The following is a 15,274-nucleotide window of genomic DNA, read 5'->3' as shown; positions in this document are numbered from 1 at the left end:
TGCCCGTGAAAACAAGCAGTACAAACACGATCAACTAACTACAGTTAGAAAGGTGACGGCCCCCTCGTCACTTTTTTCGCGCCCCGGTCCGCTAGGCCGCCAGGCCCGGCGTGGTCGGGATCGCGAGCTCGGCGACCCGGTCCCACGCGTCGTCGACGTGCACCACCGAACGACCCATCCGGTGCAGGAGGCTGGCCGCGATGCCCGCCCGGTAGCCCGAGCGGCAGTGCACCCACAGCTCGCCGGACGGCAGCGTGGCGCCCCGCTCCTCGACGTCCTGGACGGGCAGGTGCAGCGCACCCGGCAGGTGGCCGGCCTCGTACTCGTCGCGCTGGCGCACGTCCACGACCACGCGGGGGCCGGGGGCGGCGCGGAAGCCGGCCCAGTCGGTGCGGCGGTACGACGCCGTGAGCTGGTCGGCTCCGTCCAGGACGTGCGTGTCGACACCGTCGATGCCGATCGCGGCGAGGTCCCGCAGCGCCGGCGCGAGCAGGGTGGGGGAGTCGGTCAGCAGGACGATGTCGTCCTGCCACGGCACCAGCCAGCCGACGTACGTCGCGAACTGGGTGCCGTACTCCACCGACACCGACCCCGAGACGTGCCCCTCGGCGTACGCCGCCCGCCCGCGCAGGTCGACCACCCAGCTGCCGCGTAGGATGGCGTCGGTGACGTCGTGGGCCGTCACCGCCCGGGCGGCCCGGGGGAGGGCGCGTCCGGCGCCGGCCCGGTTCAGCGGCGCCATGTGCCGGTAGTACGACGGGATGGGGCCGAGCCCGGCGACGAGCTGGTCCACGAACTCCTCGCGGTCCAGCACCAGCGCGGGGTTCGAGGCGCGCTCGTCCCCGAGCGTGGCGTCGCCACCCGTGCTGCACGGGGTGGACCCGGCGCAGAAGCTGCCGAAGCCGTGCGTGGGACGCAGCAGGGTCGCGTCGTCCAGGGCGGCGAGCGTGCGGGCGCTGGCCCACTGCGCCCGCGCCAGGTCGTGGGTCAGGCGCGGGTCCACCAGGTCGGTGCGGCCGACGGTGCCGAGCAGCAGGCTGCCGCCGCTGAGCAGCACGCCCGGCTCGTCGGTCGTGCCGGTGGCCAGGAAGGACTGGTGGTGACGGGTGTGCCCGGGGGTGTCGATGACCCGTACCTGCAGCCCTCCCACGGTGAGCACGTCACCACCGCGCACGCCGACGCGCTCGAACTCGACGTGCTCGTCGGCCGAGAGCAGGTAGTCCGCGCCGTGCCGACGCGCCAGGGCCAGGGCTCCCGAGACGTAGTCGTTGTGCACGTGGGTGTCCGCCACGGCCGCGATCTCCACGCCCACGGTGGCGGCGGCGCGCTCGACGACGGCGAGGTCCCGGGGCGGGTCGACGACGAGGGCGGAGGAGCCGTCGTGGACGAGGTGGCAGCGGTTGCCGAGCTCGGGCACCTCCAGCGTGACGAGATCCATGCCTGCGCTCCTTCTGGTGGTTCAAAGTCGAGTGAATTACTACAATTATATATCACTCCGTCGTGTCCCGTGCCCGCAGCGCCGCGGCTCGGCTAGGTTCTGGCCGTGAAGCCACCACGCCCGGGCCGCGGCCCGGCCCGGTCCGCCGGTCGTGCGGCCCGGACCGCAGTCCTCGGCCTCGTGGCCGCGCTCGTCGCCCCGGCGCTCGGGTCGTTGCCGGCGCAGGCCGGGACGGCGCCGGTCCCGGGCAGCCCCGGGATCGGCGATCCCTACTTCCCGCTCGACGGCAACGGCGGGATCGACGTCCGTCGCTACGAGGTCCACGACTCCTACCGCTTCGCGAGGGGGCGTCTCTCGGGCCGCACGGTGGTCACCCTCGAGGCGACCGAGGACCTGAGCCGCTTCCAGCTCGACTTCCTGCTCCCGGTGCGCGGGGTGCGGGTCGATGGCAGACCGGTCGGGTGGTCCCGTCCCGACCGGCACGAGCTGCGCATCGACGCCCCGCTGACGCGGGGGTCGACGTACGACGTCGTGGTCCGCTACGCCGGCCGGCCGGGCAAGCGCTCCTGGGACGGTGAGCGCAGCTGGCTGGCCGACGACACCGAGGTCGTGGCGATGAACGAGCCGCACATGGCCACGTGGTGGTTCCCCGCCAACGACCACCCGCGCGACAAGGCGCTCATGGACATCTCGATCACCGTGTCGCGGGACCGGGACGTGATCGCCAACGGCCGCCGGGTCTCGCGCACCGTCCACGGGCGCCGGGCGACCACCCGCTGGCGTGCCGCGGAGCCGATGGCGCCCTACCTGGCCTTCTTCGCCGCCGGCCACTTCGTGGTCCGCAAGGGTCGCTCCCACGGGCTGCCCTGGCTGGTCGCGGTGTCGAAGGAGGTCCCGAAGCCCACCCGGGCCCGCTCGCTGCGTCTGATGCGGCGCACCCCCGCGATCGTGCACTGGCTCCAGGGTGAGCTGGGCCGCTACCCGTTCTCGAGCACCGGCGGGCTCACCACCGGCCTGAGCCCCGGCTTCGCGCTGGAGAACCAGACCCGCCCCACCTACCCGGTGCTGTCCTCGGGCTCGGTCGGCACCGTCGTGCACGAGCTGGCCCACCAGTGGTTCGGCGACTCGGTCGCGGTCCGCAGCTGGCGCGACATCTGGCTCAACGAGGGGGCCGCCACGTTCATGGAGGCCCGGTACGCCGAGGCCCACGGCGGCGAGCGGGCCCAGCAGTGGATGGAGGACTGGTACGACTCGCTGGGTGGCCAGCCGTCCTTCTGGTCGCTCGACGTGGCCGACCCGGGGCCGGCCCACCTCTTCGACTGGCCGGTCTACCAGCGCGGCGGCATGGCCCTGCAGGCGCTGCGCCATCGCATCGGCAACGACGACTTCTGGCGCCTGCTGCGGACCTGGCTGCGCACCAAGGCCCGCGGCAACGGCTCCACCGAGGAGTTCACCGCGCTGGCCGAGCGGGTCAGCGGCGAGGACCTCGACGGCTTCTTCGACGCCTGGCTGCGCGACCCCGGTCGCCCGGCCCGCACCGCCGCGAACGGCTTCTGAGCGGAGTCAGCCGCGCAGCCGCACCGACAGGCAGGTGACGCAGCCCTCGAGCTTCTCGAACTCGCCGATGTCCACCGCCACGACCCGCAGCCCGCGCGACTGGAACAGCGTCCGTGAGAGAGGCGCCCCGGTCGACATGAGGACCGTGCCGGCGTCGAGGACCACGACGTGGCTGCCTGCCTCCTCGGGCACGGGCAGGAACGAGCTCCACACCGCCGGGTCGTCCACGAGCGGCTCGTGCCCGATGACGGTGCCGTCGGGCAGTGCGGTGACCGCCGACTTCAGGTGCAGGACCCGGCTCACGGGGACGCCGACCACCGTCGCGCCGAGCGGCTCGAGCAGCGCCGCGAGCTGGTCGACGCCCGCAGCGTTCGTCCGGCCGCCGAGGCCGACCCAGACGGTGTCGCCGTGCTTGAGCACGTCCCCGCCGTCGAGCGTGCCGGGTTCCTCGATCCGGGCGATCCGGTAGCCGAGCCGGGCGAGGGTCTCCTCGGTCCCGGCCGTCTCCGGCTTGCGCTCGTCGGCCCCGGGGCGGCTGATCACGGCGAGGTCGCCGTGGACCACGACGGTGTCCTCGACGAACACCGCATCGGGGCAGTCGTCGGCCGGCGGGACCTCGACCGTGTCCCAGCCCTCGGCGCGGAGTGCGGCGACGTACCCCTCCCACTGCCGGTGAGCCAGCTCGAGGTCGACCGGGGTGCGGGCGATGTGGGTGAGCAGGCCCTCGGCCAGTCGGGGCCCGGGGCGTCGGACCAGTGCGCGCCGGGTCACGCGATCACCCGCCGACCAGCGGTGCGACGGCCCGGGCGAGCAGGCTGGGCCGCCGGGTCAGTCGCTCCTCGGCGTCGGCGAGGGTCATCGCGCGCAGCCCGGCGTTGATGCCGAGCCACCGCCACGGCTCGGTCTCCCACGGGCGCGACCGGTGGTCCACCCACGGCAGCGACGTCAGCTCGCTGTCGCGACCCAGCACGAGGTCACGCAGCGTGCGACCGGCCAGGTTGGTGGTGCTGACGCCGTCGCCGACGTACCCGCCCGCCCAGGCCAGGCCGGTGCTGCGGTCCAGCCCGACCGACGCGCACCAGTCGCGGGGGATGCCGAGTGCGCCGCCCCAGGCGTGCGTCACCCGGGTGCCGGCAAGCATTGGGAGCAGCTCGAGCAGCGCGGCGTACAGCTTGATGAAGACCTTCTCGTCGCGGTCGTACTCCGGCCGCACCCGCGAACCGAGGTGGTACGGCGCGCCGCGGCCGCCGAAGACGATCCGGTCGTCGGCCGTCCGCTGGCCGTAGACGATGAGGTGGCGGTGGTCGCTGAAGGTCTCACGACGCGCCAGCCCGATCTGGCGCCAGGTCTCGGCCGGCAGCGGTTCGGTCGCGATGACGAGCGAGTAGACGGGCACGACGGCACGGGACTGACCGGGCAGCGCGGGCGTGTAGCCCTCGGTGGCCCGCACCACGGTCTCGGCCCGGACCACCCCGTGCTCGGTGTGCGCCCGCCCCGGCTCGATCCGGGTCACCCGCGTCCCCTCGAAGACCCGGACGCCGCGGCGCTCGACCGCGCGGGCCAGCCCGCGCACCAGGCGGCCGGGGTGCAGGGCGGCGCAGTCGGGGGTGTACGTCGCCCCGCGGGTCCCCGCGCCCGCGAGCACAGCGGCCGCCTCGCGCCGGTCCAGCAGCCGCAGGTCGTCCTCACCCCGGCCCCACGTGCGGGCGGAGGACACCTCGGCGCGGGCCCGCTGCCACTGGGCGCGGTTGCGGGCCAGCACGATCGTGCCGCCCTTGGTCAGGTGGGCGTCGATCCCCTCGGCGTGCGCCACCCGGGCGACCTCGTCGACGGTGTCGCGCATCGCACGGTGCTGGGCCAGCGCGCCGGCCCGGTCGGACATCGCGGCCAGGGCCGGGAGCGAGGTCGGGAACAGCGCCGAGCACCACCCGCCGTTGCGCCCGGAGGCGCCGTACCCCGCGACCTCCGCCTCGAGCACCGCGATGCGCAGCGAGGGGTCGGCCTCGGCGAGGTAGTAGGCGGTCCACAGCCCGGTGTAGCCGGCCCCGACGACGGCCACGTCGACGTCGAGGTCGCCCGGCAGGGGGGTGCGGCGGGTCCACCCGTCGTCGGCGGTCTCGTGCCAGAACGAGAGCCGTGAGTCGTCGGTCGTGGTGCTCAGCGCACACCCCAGGAGTAGGTCTGCTTGCGCAGCCGGAGGTACATGAAGGTCTCGGTCGCCGCCACCCCGTCGATCGCGCGGATCTTGCCGGAGATGAGCTCGAGCAGGTGCTCGTCGCTCTCGCACACGACCTCGACGAGGAGGTCGTAGGCGCCGGCGGTGACGACCACGTAGTCGACCTCGTCGAGGGCGGCGATCCGGTCGCTGACCGGCTCCAGCGGCCCGGTCACCCGTACGCCGACCATGGCCTGGCGGGCGAAGCCGAGCTCGAGCGGGTCCGTGACCGCCACGATCTGCATGACGCCGCTGTCGATGAGCCGCTGCACCCGCTGCCGCACCGCGGCTTCGGAGAGCCCGACCACCTTCCCGATCGCGGCGTAGGACCGGCGGCCGTCCTGCTGGAGCTGCTCGATGATCGCCTTGGACACCTCGTCGAGCTGCGCGGCCGGGCGCTCGGGCTTGCGGTTCATGTCCCGAATGCTGGCAGGGGCGGGACCGCCGGGTCAAAGAAATCCGGCTCCTGGACGAAGGATTTCGTTGTCTGGGACGCCACGATCGACGGGATCGCTCGTCCTCGGGTGCTCGTCACCCGTCCGGGAGCGACCGCGGGCGGGCGGGTGCCGGCATCACGAGCTGATGAACGGCGTCCCCGAAAACGAGGGATTTCGTTGCGTGAACGTTTCAGATCGACTGGATCGCTTGTCGGAGGGGGGCTGGCGTGGCACGATCCGAGCATCGGGACCGCCTCGAAGGGAGTTCGATGACGCCGGACATGCCGAACAATCGGGGGCTCACCCGACGTGGGCTGCTCCAGGGAGCTGGGGGCGTGGCCTTCGTGGGGGCCAGCCTGGCGGCGCTGAAGCTCCCGTTCTTCGCGACCGAGGGAGCCCAGCAGGACCCGGCGCAGTGCCGCGCCACCGACGTCTCGGCGTCGGAGAAGGAGCTGATCGTCTCCAACTGGCCGGCCTACATCGACCCGAAGAAGAAGTCGACCTCCACGCTGCAGGTCTTCCAGGACCGCACCGGCATCACCGTCGACTACACCGACGACGTCAACGACAACGCCGAGTTCTACGCCAAGGTGAAGAACCAGCTCGCCTCGTGCCAGCCGGTGGGGCGCGACATGATCATCCTGACCGACTGGATGGCCGCGCGGATGATCGGCCTCGGCTGGATCCAGCCGCTCGACGCGGCCAAGGTCCCGAACCTGCACAAGAACCTCATCGAGCCGCTGCGGAACCGGCAGTGGGACCCCAACCTGAAGTACCACGCGCCGTGGCAGAGCGGCCTGACCGGCATCGCCTACAACGCGGCGAAGACCAAGGAGGTCGGCAGCTTCGAGGAGCTGATCACGCGGTCGGACCTCAAGGGACGCATCACGCTCCTCAGCGAGATGCGCGACACGATGGGCTTCATGCTCAAGGTGGTGGGCGCCAACCCCAGCAAGTTCACCTCCGCCCAGTGGGGCAACGCGATCGACAAGCTGCAGAGCGTGGTGGACGCCGGCCAGGTGCGGGCCTTCACCGGCAACGAGTACATCCAGGACCTCGCGGCCGGCAACATCGTCGCCTGCGAGGCGTGGTCCGGCGACGTGATCCAGGCCCAGTTCGACAATCCCGACATCAAGTTCGTGACGCCCGAGGAAGGCCTGTCGCTCTGGAGCGACAACATGCTGGTGCCCAACCTCGCGCAGCACCAGTCGAACGCCGAGGCGTGGATCAACTACTACTACGAGCCCGAGGTCGCGGCGAAGCTCGCGGCGTGGGTCAACTACATCTGCCCTGTCGAGGGTGCCCGGCAGGAGATGGAGAAGATCGACCCATCCCTGGTGGACAACGCACTCATCTTCCCCGACGCGAAGACTCTCTCGGTGGCCTTCGACTTCATGCCGCTCGACGACCGCCAGACGGTCGAGTACGAAAGGGACTGGTCCGATGTCACAGGTGGCTGAGCAGGACATGACCGCGGCACCCGGGGGTGAGGACTTCGACGGGCTCCGGCTGCGGCAGGTGACCAAGTCGTTCGGCGCCTTCACCGCCGTCGACGAGCTCGACCTCGACATCCCGAGCGGGTCGTTCTTCGCGCTGCTCGGGCCCTCGGGGTGCGGCAAGACGACGACCCTGAGGATGGTGGCCGGGCTGGAGATCCCGACGTCCGGCACCATCACGCTGGGCGGAGACGACATCACCTTCGCCAAGCCCTACCGGCGCCCGGTCAACACCGTGTTCCAGAGCTACGCGCTCTTCCCGCACCTCGACATCTTCGAGAACGTCGCGTTCGGGCTGCGCCGGCGCAAGAAGTCCGACGTCGAGGCGCAGGTGAACCAGATGCTCGAGCTCGTGGAGCTGACCAGCCAGGCGCGCAAGAAGCCGGCCCAGCTCTCGGGCGGCCAGCAGCAGCGCGTCGCACTGGCCAGGGCGCTGATCAACGAGCCCCAGGTCCTCCTCCTCGACGAGCCGCTCGGCGCCCTCGACCTCAAGCTGCGCCGCTCGATGCAGATCGAGATCAAGCGGATCCAGAACGAGGTCGGCCAGACCTTCGTCCACGTCACCCACGACCAGGAGGAGGCCATGACCATGGCCGACACGGTCGCGGTGATGAACCGCGGTGTGATCGAGCAGATGGGCTCGCCGTCCGACCTGTACGAGAACCCCCGCTCGACGTTCGTGGCCAACTTCCTCGGCCAGTCGAACCTCATCGAGGGTGCGGTGACGCAGCGCTCCGCCGACCTGGTCACCGTCGACATGCACGGCATCGGGGTGTCGATCCCGGTCGATCGCGCCCACGCCGACGGCGACAAGGGCTGGATCGGGATCAGGCCGGAGAAGGTGCTGATCGGCGAGCTCGGTGAGGAGCTCGACGCCCCCGGCAACAGCGTCCCGGGCGGTGTGGTGACCGACGTCAGCTTCGTCGGCGTCAGCACCCAGTACCTCGTCCGGATGCCGTGGGGCCAGGAGCTGCAGGTGTTCCAGCAGAACACCGGGCACCGCCGACTGTTCCGGACGGGGGAGCAGGTCGAGCTCTCCTGGCGACCGGAGTACGCCTTCCTGCTCGACTACAGCCAGGACGCCGCTGCCGGTGCCCAGCGGGGCAGCGAGGACTGAGCGCGATGAGCGACTTCCAGCGCCGGCGCGGGGCCGTCGGCTACCTCCTGCTCATCCCGGCAGCGCTGTGGCTGGTGCTGTTCTTCGTCGTGCCGTTCTACTCCTTGCTCGCGACCAGCCTGTACGACCCGTCGGGGTCGGACTTCCGTGGCTACGACATGACCTACGAGTGGAGCAACTACTGGCACGCGCTCCAGGACTACTGGCAGCCGCTGGTCCGGTCGCTGGTCTACGGCGCGGTGGCCACGTTCCTGTGCCTGCTGCTCGGCTACGTCCTCGCCTACGCGATCGCGTTCAAGGCAGGTCGCTGGAAGAACCTCATGCTGGTGCTGGTGATCGCACCCTTCTTCACCAGCTTCCTGGTCAGGACCCTCTCGTGGAAGCTGATCCTGGCTGACGACGGCTTCGTCGTGAACGCGCTGCAGGCCGTGCACCTGCTCGGTCCCGACGGGCGCCTGCTCGCCACCCCGGTGGCGGTCATCGCCGGCCTGACCTACAACTTCCTGCCGTTCATGGTGCTCCCGCTGTTCGCGAGCATCGACAAGATCGACCACCGCCTGATCGAGGCGTCCGGCGATCTCTACGCCAACCCGGTGGTGGGCTTCTTCAAGGTCACCTGGCCGCTGTCCCTGCCCGGCGTCGTCTCCGGGACGCTGCTCACGTTCATCCCGGCCGTGGGTGACTTCATCAACGCCCAGCTGCTCGGCAGCCCCAACCAGCGCATGGTCGGCAGCGTCATCCAGAGCCTGTTCACCGACGCGAACGACTACCCGGCCGCGGCCGCGCTCTCGATGATCCTGATGGTGCTGATCGTGGGCATGGTGCTGGTCTACGTCCGCCGGGCGGGAACGGAGGAGCTGCTGTGACCGGACGCTGGATCCGCGACCACCTGGTCCTGATGCTGGGGCTGCTGGTCCTCGCCTACACGTTCATCCCGATCGCGGTCGTGATCCTGATGAGCTTCAACGACCCCCAGAGCCGGCTGATCTACCGCTTCGACGGGTTCACGCTGCACAACTGGCTCAACCCGTGCGAGGACCCGAGCATGTGCCACGCGGTCGGTCGCAGCATCGAGATCGGGCTGGTCGCCACCCTCGTCGCGACCATCCTGGGCACCCTGGCGGCCTTCGCGCTGGTCCGCTACGACTTCGCCGGCCGGTCGTCGTCGAACCTGCTCATCTTCCTGCCGATGGCCTCACCCGAGATCGTCATGGGCTCCTCGCTCCTGGCGCTGTTCGTCGCCTCGGGCTTCGCCGGCCAGCTCGGGTTCTGGACGATCCTCATCGCCCACATCATGTTCTGCCTGTCGTTCGTGGTGGTCACCGTGCGAGCCAGGCTCGCGGGTCTCGACGACAACCTCGAACAGGCGGCCATGGACCTGTACGCCACCCCGTCCCAGACGTTCTGGCGGGTGACCTTCCCGCTGGTCTTCCCGGGCATCCTGGGTGCGGCGCTGCTGAGCTTCTCGCTCTCGTTCGACGACTTCATCATCACGAACCTCAACGCCGGCAACACCACCACCTTCCCGATGTACGTCTGGGGTGTGGCGCAGCGCGGAGTGCCGATGCAGGTCAACGTCGTCGGCACCGTGATGTTCCTGATCTCCATCGCGATCGTGCTGGCGGGGGAGGCCCGCAACCGGCAGCGGCAACGGAGCCTGACCTCCGGGCCCGTCGGCGCGGAGCTGGCGAGCGCCGCCCGCAAGTCCTGACCCTGCGACGTGCGTCGAGTCGGCGCTGGTTGACGCAGCGAGGTATGTCGAGTCGGCGCAGGTTGGTCCACAGGATGATCGTGCGGGACCCCACGGTGCGCTTCGCCTCTTGGTACGCCCGACGCAGCCGCAGGAGTGCGTCCAGCGCCGCCAGGGCCTGGTCACGACGGCGGAGCCGGCCGAGGTCCAGGGCGGTGCGCAGCGGCGTGGTCGTGACGACCCCACCAACCACCATCAGCCGGGCCGCGGCCTCGTCGCACGCGAAGGTCCCCGGCGGGGTCAGGAGCTGGACGACCTGCGCACGCAGGTCCTTGGCTGGAGGCCGGCTCCCAACGCCTGCTGACGGGTGACGGGGCGCTCGACGGGCAGGGGGACGTCGCCGTCGAGGAACGGGGCGTTGTCGTGATCCATGCCCCGACGTCTTCCCGTCCGGGCCGCCAGATCTCGGACGACCCCAGATCTGTGGACGACGTGGGCAGGTCAAGCAGCGCCGACTCGGCGTCCCCGGTGTGCCGAGGAACGCCGACTCGGCGTGCGGACGAGGTCAGAGCAGCGAGTAGGCCTTGTCCAGGACCACGCGCAGGATCTGCTCCATCTCGTCGAAGTGCTGCTGGTCGCAGATCAGCGGCGGTGCGAGCTGGACGACCGGGTCGCCACGGTCGTCGGCCCGGCAGTAGAGGCCCTCGTCGAACAGCGCCTTGGACAGGAAGCCGCGCAGCAGCTTCTCCGACTCCTCGTCGTTGAAGGTCTCCTTGGTGGCCTTGTCCTTGACCAGCTCGATCCCGTAGAAGTACCCGTCGCCGCGGACGTCGCCGACGATGGGCAGGTCCTTGAGCTTCTCGAGCGTGGCGCGGAAGGCTCCCTCGGTGTCGCGCACGTGCTCGTTGACCCTCTCGTTCTCGAAGATGTCGAGGTTGGCCAGCGCGACCGCGGTCGAGACCGGGTGCCCGCCGAAGGTGTAGCCGTGGGCGAACGACTCGTGCCCGCGCAGGAACGGCTCCATCAGCCGGTCGCTGGCGATCATCGCGCCGAGCGGGGAGTAGCCCGAGGTGAGGCCCTTGGCGCAGGTGATGATGTCGGGCTGGTAGCCGTAGCGCTCCGCGCCGAACATGTGGCCGAGCCGGCCGAACGCGCAGATGACCTCGTCGGAGACCAGCAGCACGTCGTACTCGTCGCAGATCTCGCGGACCCGCTCGAAGTAGCCGGGCGGCGGCGGGAAGCACCCGCCGGAGTTCTGCACCGGCTCGAGGAACACCGCGGCCACCGTGTCGGGGCCCTCGAACTCGATCGCCTCGGCGATCCGGTTCGCGGCCCACTGGCCGAACGCGTGCTCGTCGTGGGGGCCGAGGTAGGAGGTCTCGTCGGCCCGGTAGAAGTTGGTGTTCGGCACCCGGAAGGTCGAGGGCACGAGCGGCTCGAACGGCGCCTTCATCCCGGGCAGCCCGGTGATCGAGAGGGCGCCCTGCGGGGTGCCGTGGTAGGCGATCGCCCGGCTGATCACCTTGTGCTTGGTGGGCTTGCCGGTCATCTTGAAGAACTGCTTGGCCAGCTTCCAGGCGCTCTCGACCGCCTCACCGCCGCCGGTGGTGAAGAAGACGCGGTTCAGGTCGCCGGGTGCGTAGCCGGCGACCCGCTCGGCGAGCTCGATCGCCGTCGGGTGCGCGTAGGACCACAGCGGCATGAACGCCAGCTCGCGTGCCTGCCGCGAGGCAGCATCGGCGAGCTCGGTCCGGCCGTGGCCGAGCTGGGAGACGAACAGGCCGGCGAGCCCGTCGAGGTAGCGCTTGCCCTGGGCGTCCCAGATGTAGGCGCCCTCGCCCCGGACGATGACGGGTACGTCCGAGCTCTCGTAGGTGGAGTGCCGCGTGAAGTGCATCCACAGGTGGTCCTTGGCAGCCTGCTGCAGATGGTCGTAGTCCGGGTGCATGCGGTCCATCGTCGCCGGTGATCGGTCTTTGAGCAAGTGAATCCGTGGCGAACGGCGACCAGAATCGCGGAATCCGTCGAAGTGTCACCAGATTTCGGGTGACCTGACGACCGCCGGCTGTTTGAATGCGGCCATGGCGACGGTGGTGCTGCGCGGTGGTGCGCTCTTCGACGGGCACCGGTACGCCGGCCCGGGCGCGGTGGTCGTGCGCGACGGCCGGGTCGTCGACGTCGTCCGGGGCCCTGACCTCGACGACCTCGACCGCCGGCTGGCGCTCGTCGACGACCCGGACGGTCCTGCGCGCGAGGTCGACGTGGCCGGCGGCCTGGTCGCCCCGGGGTTCGTCGACGCCCACGTCCACGCGGTCCAGGGCGGGCTGGAGCGGACCCGCTGCGACCTGTCGGGCGCGACGACCCGCCGCGACTACCTCGCGCTGGTCGGGGAGTACGCCGTCGCCCACCCCGAGCTGCCCTGGGTCCTCGGGGGCGGCTGGGCGATGTCGGCGTTCCCGGGTGGGACGCCCACCGCGGCCGACCTCGACACGGTGGTGCCCGACCGCCCGGTCTTCCTGCCCAACCGCGACCACCACGGGGCCTGGGTCAACAGCCGGGCCCTCGAGCTCGCCGGGATCGACGCGACCACCCCCGACCCGTCCGACGGACGCTTCGAGCGCGACGCAGACGGGCGCCCCACGGGCACGCTGCATGAGGGGGCCATGCTCGCCGTCGCCCGGCACCTGCCCCCGACCAGCGACGAGGACTACTACGCCGCCCTCCTCGCCGGGCAGGCCCACCTGCACGGCCTCGGCGTCACGGGGTGGCAGGACGCGATCGTCGGTGCCTACGCGGGCATGGACGACCCCGGCCCGACGTACCTGCGCGCGGCCCGCGCCGGTGACCTCACGGCGCACGTCGTGGGCGCCCTGTGGTGGGACCGGGACCGCGGCCTCGACCAGGTGCCGGACCTCGTCGCCCGTCGCGCCGAGTACACCCACGGCCGGTTCCGTGCCACCAGCGTCAAGATCATGCAGGACGGTGTCGCGGAGAACGGCACGGCGGCGATGAGCGCGCCCTATCTCGACCGGTGCGGCCACGCCACCGCGAACGCGGGTCACTCGTTCGTCGACCCGGAGGCGCTGGGGGCCTACGTCGCGGCCCTGGGCGCCGAGGGGTTCCAGGTGCACGTGCACGCCATCGGCGACCGGGGCGTTCGCGAGGCGCTGGACGCGTTCGAGCGGGCCGGGGGCGCGGGCGACCTGCGCCACCACGTCGCCCACCTGCAGGTCGTGCACCCCTCCGACGTACGACGCTTCGCCGAGCTCGGCGTGGCCGCGAACATGCAGGCGCTGTGGGCCTGCCTCGACGAGCAGATGGTCGACCTCACCCTGCCGTTCCTCGGCCCGGAGCGGGCCCGGTGGCAGTACCCCTTCGGCGACCTGCACCGCGCCGGCGCCCGGCTGGTCGCCGGCAGCGACTGGCCGGTCAGCACCCCTGACCCGCTCGCCGCGATCCACGTCGCCGTCAACCGCACCGCGCACGGCGAGGAGGGGCCGGCCGGCCACGATCCCTTCCTGCCCGAGCAGGCGCTGGACCTCGAGACCGCGTTCGCGGCGTACACCTCCGGGTCCGCCTGGGTGGACCACCGTGACGACGCGGGCGTGCTGGCGCCGGGGGCGGTCGCCGACCTCGTGGTGCTCGACCGGGACCCGTTCGCCGGGCCGCTGGACCAGGTCGGGGCGGCCCGGGTCCTCTCGACCTGGGTCGACGGAGTGCCGGTCTTCGAAGCCTGACCAGTCCACAATGACGAAATCCGTCCTGAAGACCCGACTGCCCCTACAGATTCCGTTGTCGTGTGGTTAGGCTCACTGCCACCGCTGACAAGACCCGGAGGGCCGGAGACATGGCTGACAGGACGTTCCGCAACGTCATCAACGGAGAGCTCGTCGACAGCGCGTCGGGGGAGACCTACGACGTCATCGACCCCACCACGGGCGAGGTGTACGCCCAGGCCCCCAAGTCGGGCGACGAGGACATCGACCGGGCGTACGCCGCAGCCGACGCCGCCTTCGAGGGCTGGGGCTACGGGACGCCCCAGGACCGCTCGAACGCGCTGCTGAAGATCGCGGCCGCCATCGAGGAGCGCGTCGAGGAGATCAACGCCGTCGAGTGCAAGGACACCGGGAAGCCGGTCCAGCTCACGATGGACGAGGAGATGCCCTACGCCTCCGACCACTTCAAGTTCTTCGCCGGCGCCGCCCGCCTGCTCGAGGGCAAGGCGGCCGGGGAGTACATGGCCGACCACACCTCCTGGGTGCGTCGCGAGCCGATCGGCGTGGTCGGCCAGGTCACGCCCTGGAACTACCCGCTGCTGATGATGATCTGGAAGATCGCCCCCGCCCTCGCGGCCGGCAACACCGTCGTCCTCAAGCCGAGCGACACCACCCCCGCGAGCTCGACGCTGCTGGCGGAGATCGCCCAGGAGTTCCTCCCGCCGGGCGTCCTGAACGTGGTCTGCGGTGACCGCGACACCGGCCGCGCGCTGGTCTCCCACAAGACCCCGCAGATGGTCGCGATCACCGGCTCGGTCCGCGCGGGCATGCAGGTCGCCGAGGCGGCCTCCCACGACGTCAAGCGGGTGCACCTCGAGCTCGGCGGCAAGGCGCCGGTCGTGGTCTTCGACGACGCCGACATCGCGAGCGCCGCCGAGGGCATCGCCGGTGCCGGCCTCTTCAACGCCGGCCAGGACTGCACCGCAGCCACCCGGGTGCTCGTGCAGCAGGGCGTCCACGACGAGTTCGTCGCCGCCCTGGCCGAGGCGGCCAAGGGCATGCCGACCGGTCTGCCCGACGACGAGTCGACCTACTACGGGCCCCTCAACAACGCCAACCAGCTCGCCCACGTCTCCGGCATGGTCGACCGGCTCCCCGACCACGCCGCCATCCAGACGGGCGGCTCGCGCAAGGGCGAGCGCGGCTACTTCTACGAGCCCACCGTGCTCTCCGGCCTGCAGCAGACCGACGAGCAGATCCAGACCGAGATCTTCGGGCCGGTGATGACCGTCCAGAAGTTCACCGACGAGGCGCAGGCGCTCAGCTGGGCCAACGACGTCCAGTACGGCCTGGCCTCCAGCGTCTGGACGAAGGACCACGCCCGGGCGCTGCGGATGTCGCGCCGGCTCGACTTCGGCGCCGTGTGGATCAACACCCACATCCCGTTCGTGTCCGAGATGCCGCACGGCGGGTTCAAGCACTCCGGCTACGGCAAGGACCTCTCCGGCTACGGCTTCGAGGACTACACCAGGATCAAGCACGTCATGTCCTACATCGGCCAGTGACGCCGTGAAACGCGGCGCCTGGCCGCGTTGTCGTCGCTCGACG

The 15,274-nt window shown here is 71.0% G+C and carries 13 protein-coding genes; 7 read left to right on the top strand and 6 right to left on the bottom strand.

Features of this window, described 5'->3' with window-relative positions:
• Positions 1 to 91: 91 nt before the first annotated feature.
• Complete coding sequence (locus ACFO9I_RS19675; protein ID WP_379183993.1) at positions 92 to 1,438, bottom strand: rhodanese-like domain-containing protein; 1,347 nt, start codon at positions 1,436 to 1,438, stop codon at positions 92 to 94.
• A 105-nt stretch (positions 1,439 to 1,543) separates the two neighbouring features.
• Here ACFO9I_RS19675 and ACFO9I_RS19670 point away from each other — a divergent pair, with 105 nt between their 5' ends.
• Entirely contained in the window at positions 1,544 to 2,995 is a 1,452-nt protein-coding gene (locus ACFO9I_RS19670; protein WP_379183991.1) for a M1 family metallopeptidase, read from the top strand.
• 6 nt (positions 2,996 to 3,001) lie between these two features.
• Here the strand turns inward: ACFO9I_RS19670 and ddaH are convergent, their stop codons facing one another.
• From ddaH to ACFO9I_RS19655, 3 genes are all read right to left on the bottom strand, one after another.
• Positions 3,002 to 3,766, bottom strand: a complete 765-nt coding sequence (gene ddaH, locus ACFO9I_RS19665; RefSeq protein WP_379183989.1) for a dimethylargininase — start codon at positions 3,764 to 3,766, stop codon at positions 3,002 to 3,004.
• 4 nt (positions 3,767 to 3,770) lie between these two features.
• The gene (locus ACFO9I_RS19660; protein ID WP_379183987.1) at positions 3,771 to 5,054 is read right to left on the bottom strand and encodes an NAD(P)/FAD-dependent oxidoreductase; all 1,284 of its coding nucleotides are present in this window, start codon (positions 5,052 to 5,054) and stop codon (positions 3,771 to 3,773) included.
• A 98-nt stretch (positions 5,055 to 5,152) separates the two neighbouring features.
• Positions 5,153 to 5,626 (bottom strand): Lrp/AsnC family transcriptional regulator, encoded by a 474-nt coding sequence (locus ACFO9I_RS19655; protein ID WP_379183985.1) that lies wholly within the window; start codon positions 5,624 to 5,626, stop codon positions 5,153 to 5,155.
• 302 nt (positions 5,627 to 5,928) lie between these two features.
• Here ACFO9I_RS19655 and ACFO9I_RS19650 point away from each other — a divergent pair, with 302 nt between their 5' ends.
• Genes ACFO9I_RS19650 through ACFO9I_RS19635 form a run of 4 tightly spaced genes read left to right on the top strand, consistent with a single transcriptional unit; the run spans position 5,929 to position 9,971 of the window.
• Positions 5,929 to 7,107, top strand: coding sequence for a polyamine ABC transporter substrate-binding protein (locus tag ACFO9I_RS19650; protein WP_379183983.1), 1,179 nt, complete (start codon positions 5,929 to 5,931; stop codon positions 7,105 to 7,107).
• Positions 7,100 to 8,260 (top strand): ABC transporter ATP-binding protein, encoded by a 1,161-nt coding sequence (locus ACFO9I_RS19645; RefSeq protein ID WP_379183981.1) that lies wholly within the window; start codon positions 7,100 to 7,102, stop codon positions 8,258 to 8,260. Before ACFO9I_RS19650 ends, ACFO9I_RS19645 begins: the two co-directional genes overlap by 8 nt.
• 5 nt (positions 8,261 to 8,265) lie before the next feature.
• A complete protein-coding gene (locus tag ACFO9I_RS19640) occupies positions 8,266 to 9,126 on the top strand; it encodes an ABC transporter permease (RefSeq protein ID WP_379183979.1) in 861 nt (286 codons plus the stop codon).
• Positions 9,123 to 9,971, top strand: a complete 849-nt coding sequence (locus tag ACFO9I_RS19635) for an ABC transporter permease (protein ID WP_379183977.1) — start codon at positions 9,123 to 9,125, stop codon at positions 9,969 to 9,971. Before ACFO9I_RS19640 ends, ACFO9I_RS19635 begins: the two co-directional genes overlap by 4 nt.
• A gap of 279 nt (positions 9,972 to 10,250) precedes the next feature.
• On the opposite strand, the gene ACFO9I_RS19630 is transcribed toward ACFO9I_RS19635, so the two are convergent.
• Positions 10,251 to 10,382 carry a hypothetical protein gene (locus tag ACFO9I_RS19630; protein ID WP_379183975.1) on the bottom strand — a complete coding sequence of 44 codons (132 nt, stop codon included), beginning with the start codon at positions 10,380 to 10,382 and terminating at the stop codon, positions 10,251 to 10,253.
• 133 nt (positions 10,383 to 10,515) lie between these two features.
• Complete coding sequence (locus ACFO9I_RS19625; RefSeq protein ID WP_379183973.1) at positions 10,516 to 11,898, bottom strand: aspartate aminotransferase family protein; 1,383 nt, start codon at positions 11,896 to 11,898, stop codon at positions 10,516 to 10,518.
• A 133-nt stretch (positions 11,899 to 12,031) separates the two neighbouring features.
• On the opposite strand from ACFO9I_RS19625, the gene ACFO9I_RS19620 reads away from it, so the two are divergent.
• Together ACFO9I_RS19620 and ACFO9I_RS19615 are read left to right on the top strand one after the other, a co-directional pair.
• Positions 12,032 to 13,687, top strand: coding sequence for an amidohydrolase (locus ACFO9I_RS19620; RefSeq protein ID WP_379183971.1), 1,656 nt, complete (start codon positions 12,032 to 12,034; stop codon positions 13,685 to 13,687).
• A gap of 110 nt (positions 13,688 to 13,797) precedes the next feature.
• Positions 13,798 to 15,231 carry a gamma-aminobutyraldehyde dehydrogenase gene (locus ACFO9I_RS19615; protein ID WP_379183969.1) on the top strand — a complete coding sequence of 478 codons (1,434 nt, stop codon included), beginning with the start codon at positions 13,798 to 13,800 and terminating at the stop codon, positions 15,229 to 15,231.
• Positions 15,232 to 15,274: the final 43 nt, after the last annotated feature.

The sequence above is a fragment of the Nocardioides sp. GCM10023255 genome (assembly GCF_042653125.1).
Classification (GTDB): Bacteria; Actinomycetota; Actinomycetes; order Propionibacteriales; family Nocardioidaceae; genus Nocardioides.
This window is presented reverse-complemented; position numbering and strand designations above follow the sequence as displayed.

Coding starts and splice junctions, on each gene's coding strand:
- ACFO9I_RS19630 (WP_379183975.1), bottom strand. CDS start 10,382: ATGGATCACGACAACGCCCCGTTCCTCGACGGCGACGTCCCCCTGCCC.
- ACFO9I_RS19655 (WP_379183985.1), bottom strand. CDS start 5,626: ATGAACCGCAAGCCCGAGCGCCCGGCCGCGCAGCTCGACGAGGTGTCC.
- ACFO9I_RS19675 (WP_379183993.1), bottom strand. CDS start 1,438: ATGGATCTCGTCACGCTGGAGGTGCCCGAGCTCGGCAACCGCTGCCAC.
- ACFO9I_RS19650 (WP_379183983.1), top strand. CDS start 5,929: ATGCCGAACAATCGGGGGCTCACCCGACGTGGGCTGCTCCAGGGAGCT.
- ACFO9I_RS19640 (WP_379183979.1), top strand. CDS start 8,266: ATGAGCGACTTCCAGCGCCGGCGCGGGGCCGTCGGCTACCTCCTGCTC.
- ACFO9I_RS19625 (WP_379183973.1), bottom strand. CDS start 11,898: ATGCACCCGGACTACGACCATCTGCAGCAGGCTGCCAAGGACCACCTG.
- ACFO9I_RS19615 (WP_379183969.1), top strand. CDS start 13,798: ATGGCTGACAGGACGTTCCGCAACGTCATCAACGGAGAGCTCGTCGAC.
- ACFO9I_RS19620 (WP_379183971.1), top strand. CDS start 12,032: ATGGCGACGGTGGTGCTGCGCGGTGGTGCGCTCTTCGACGGGCACCGG.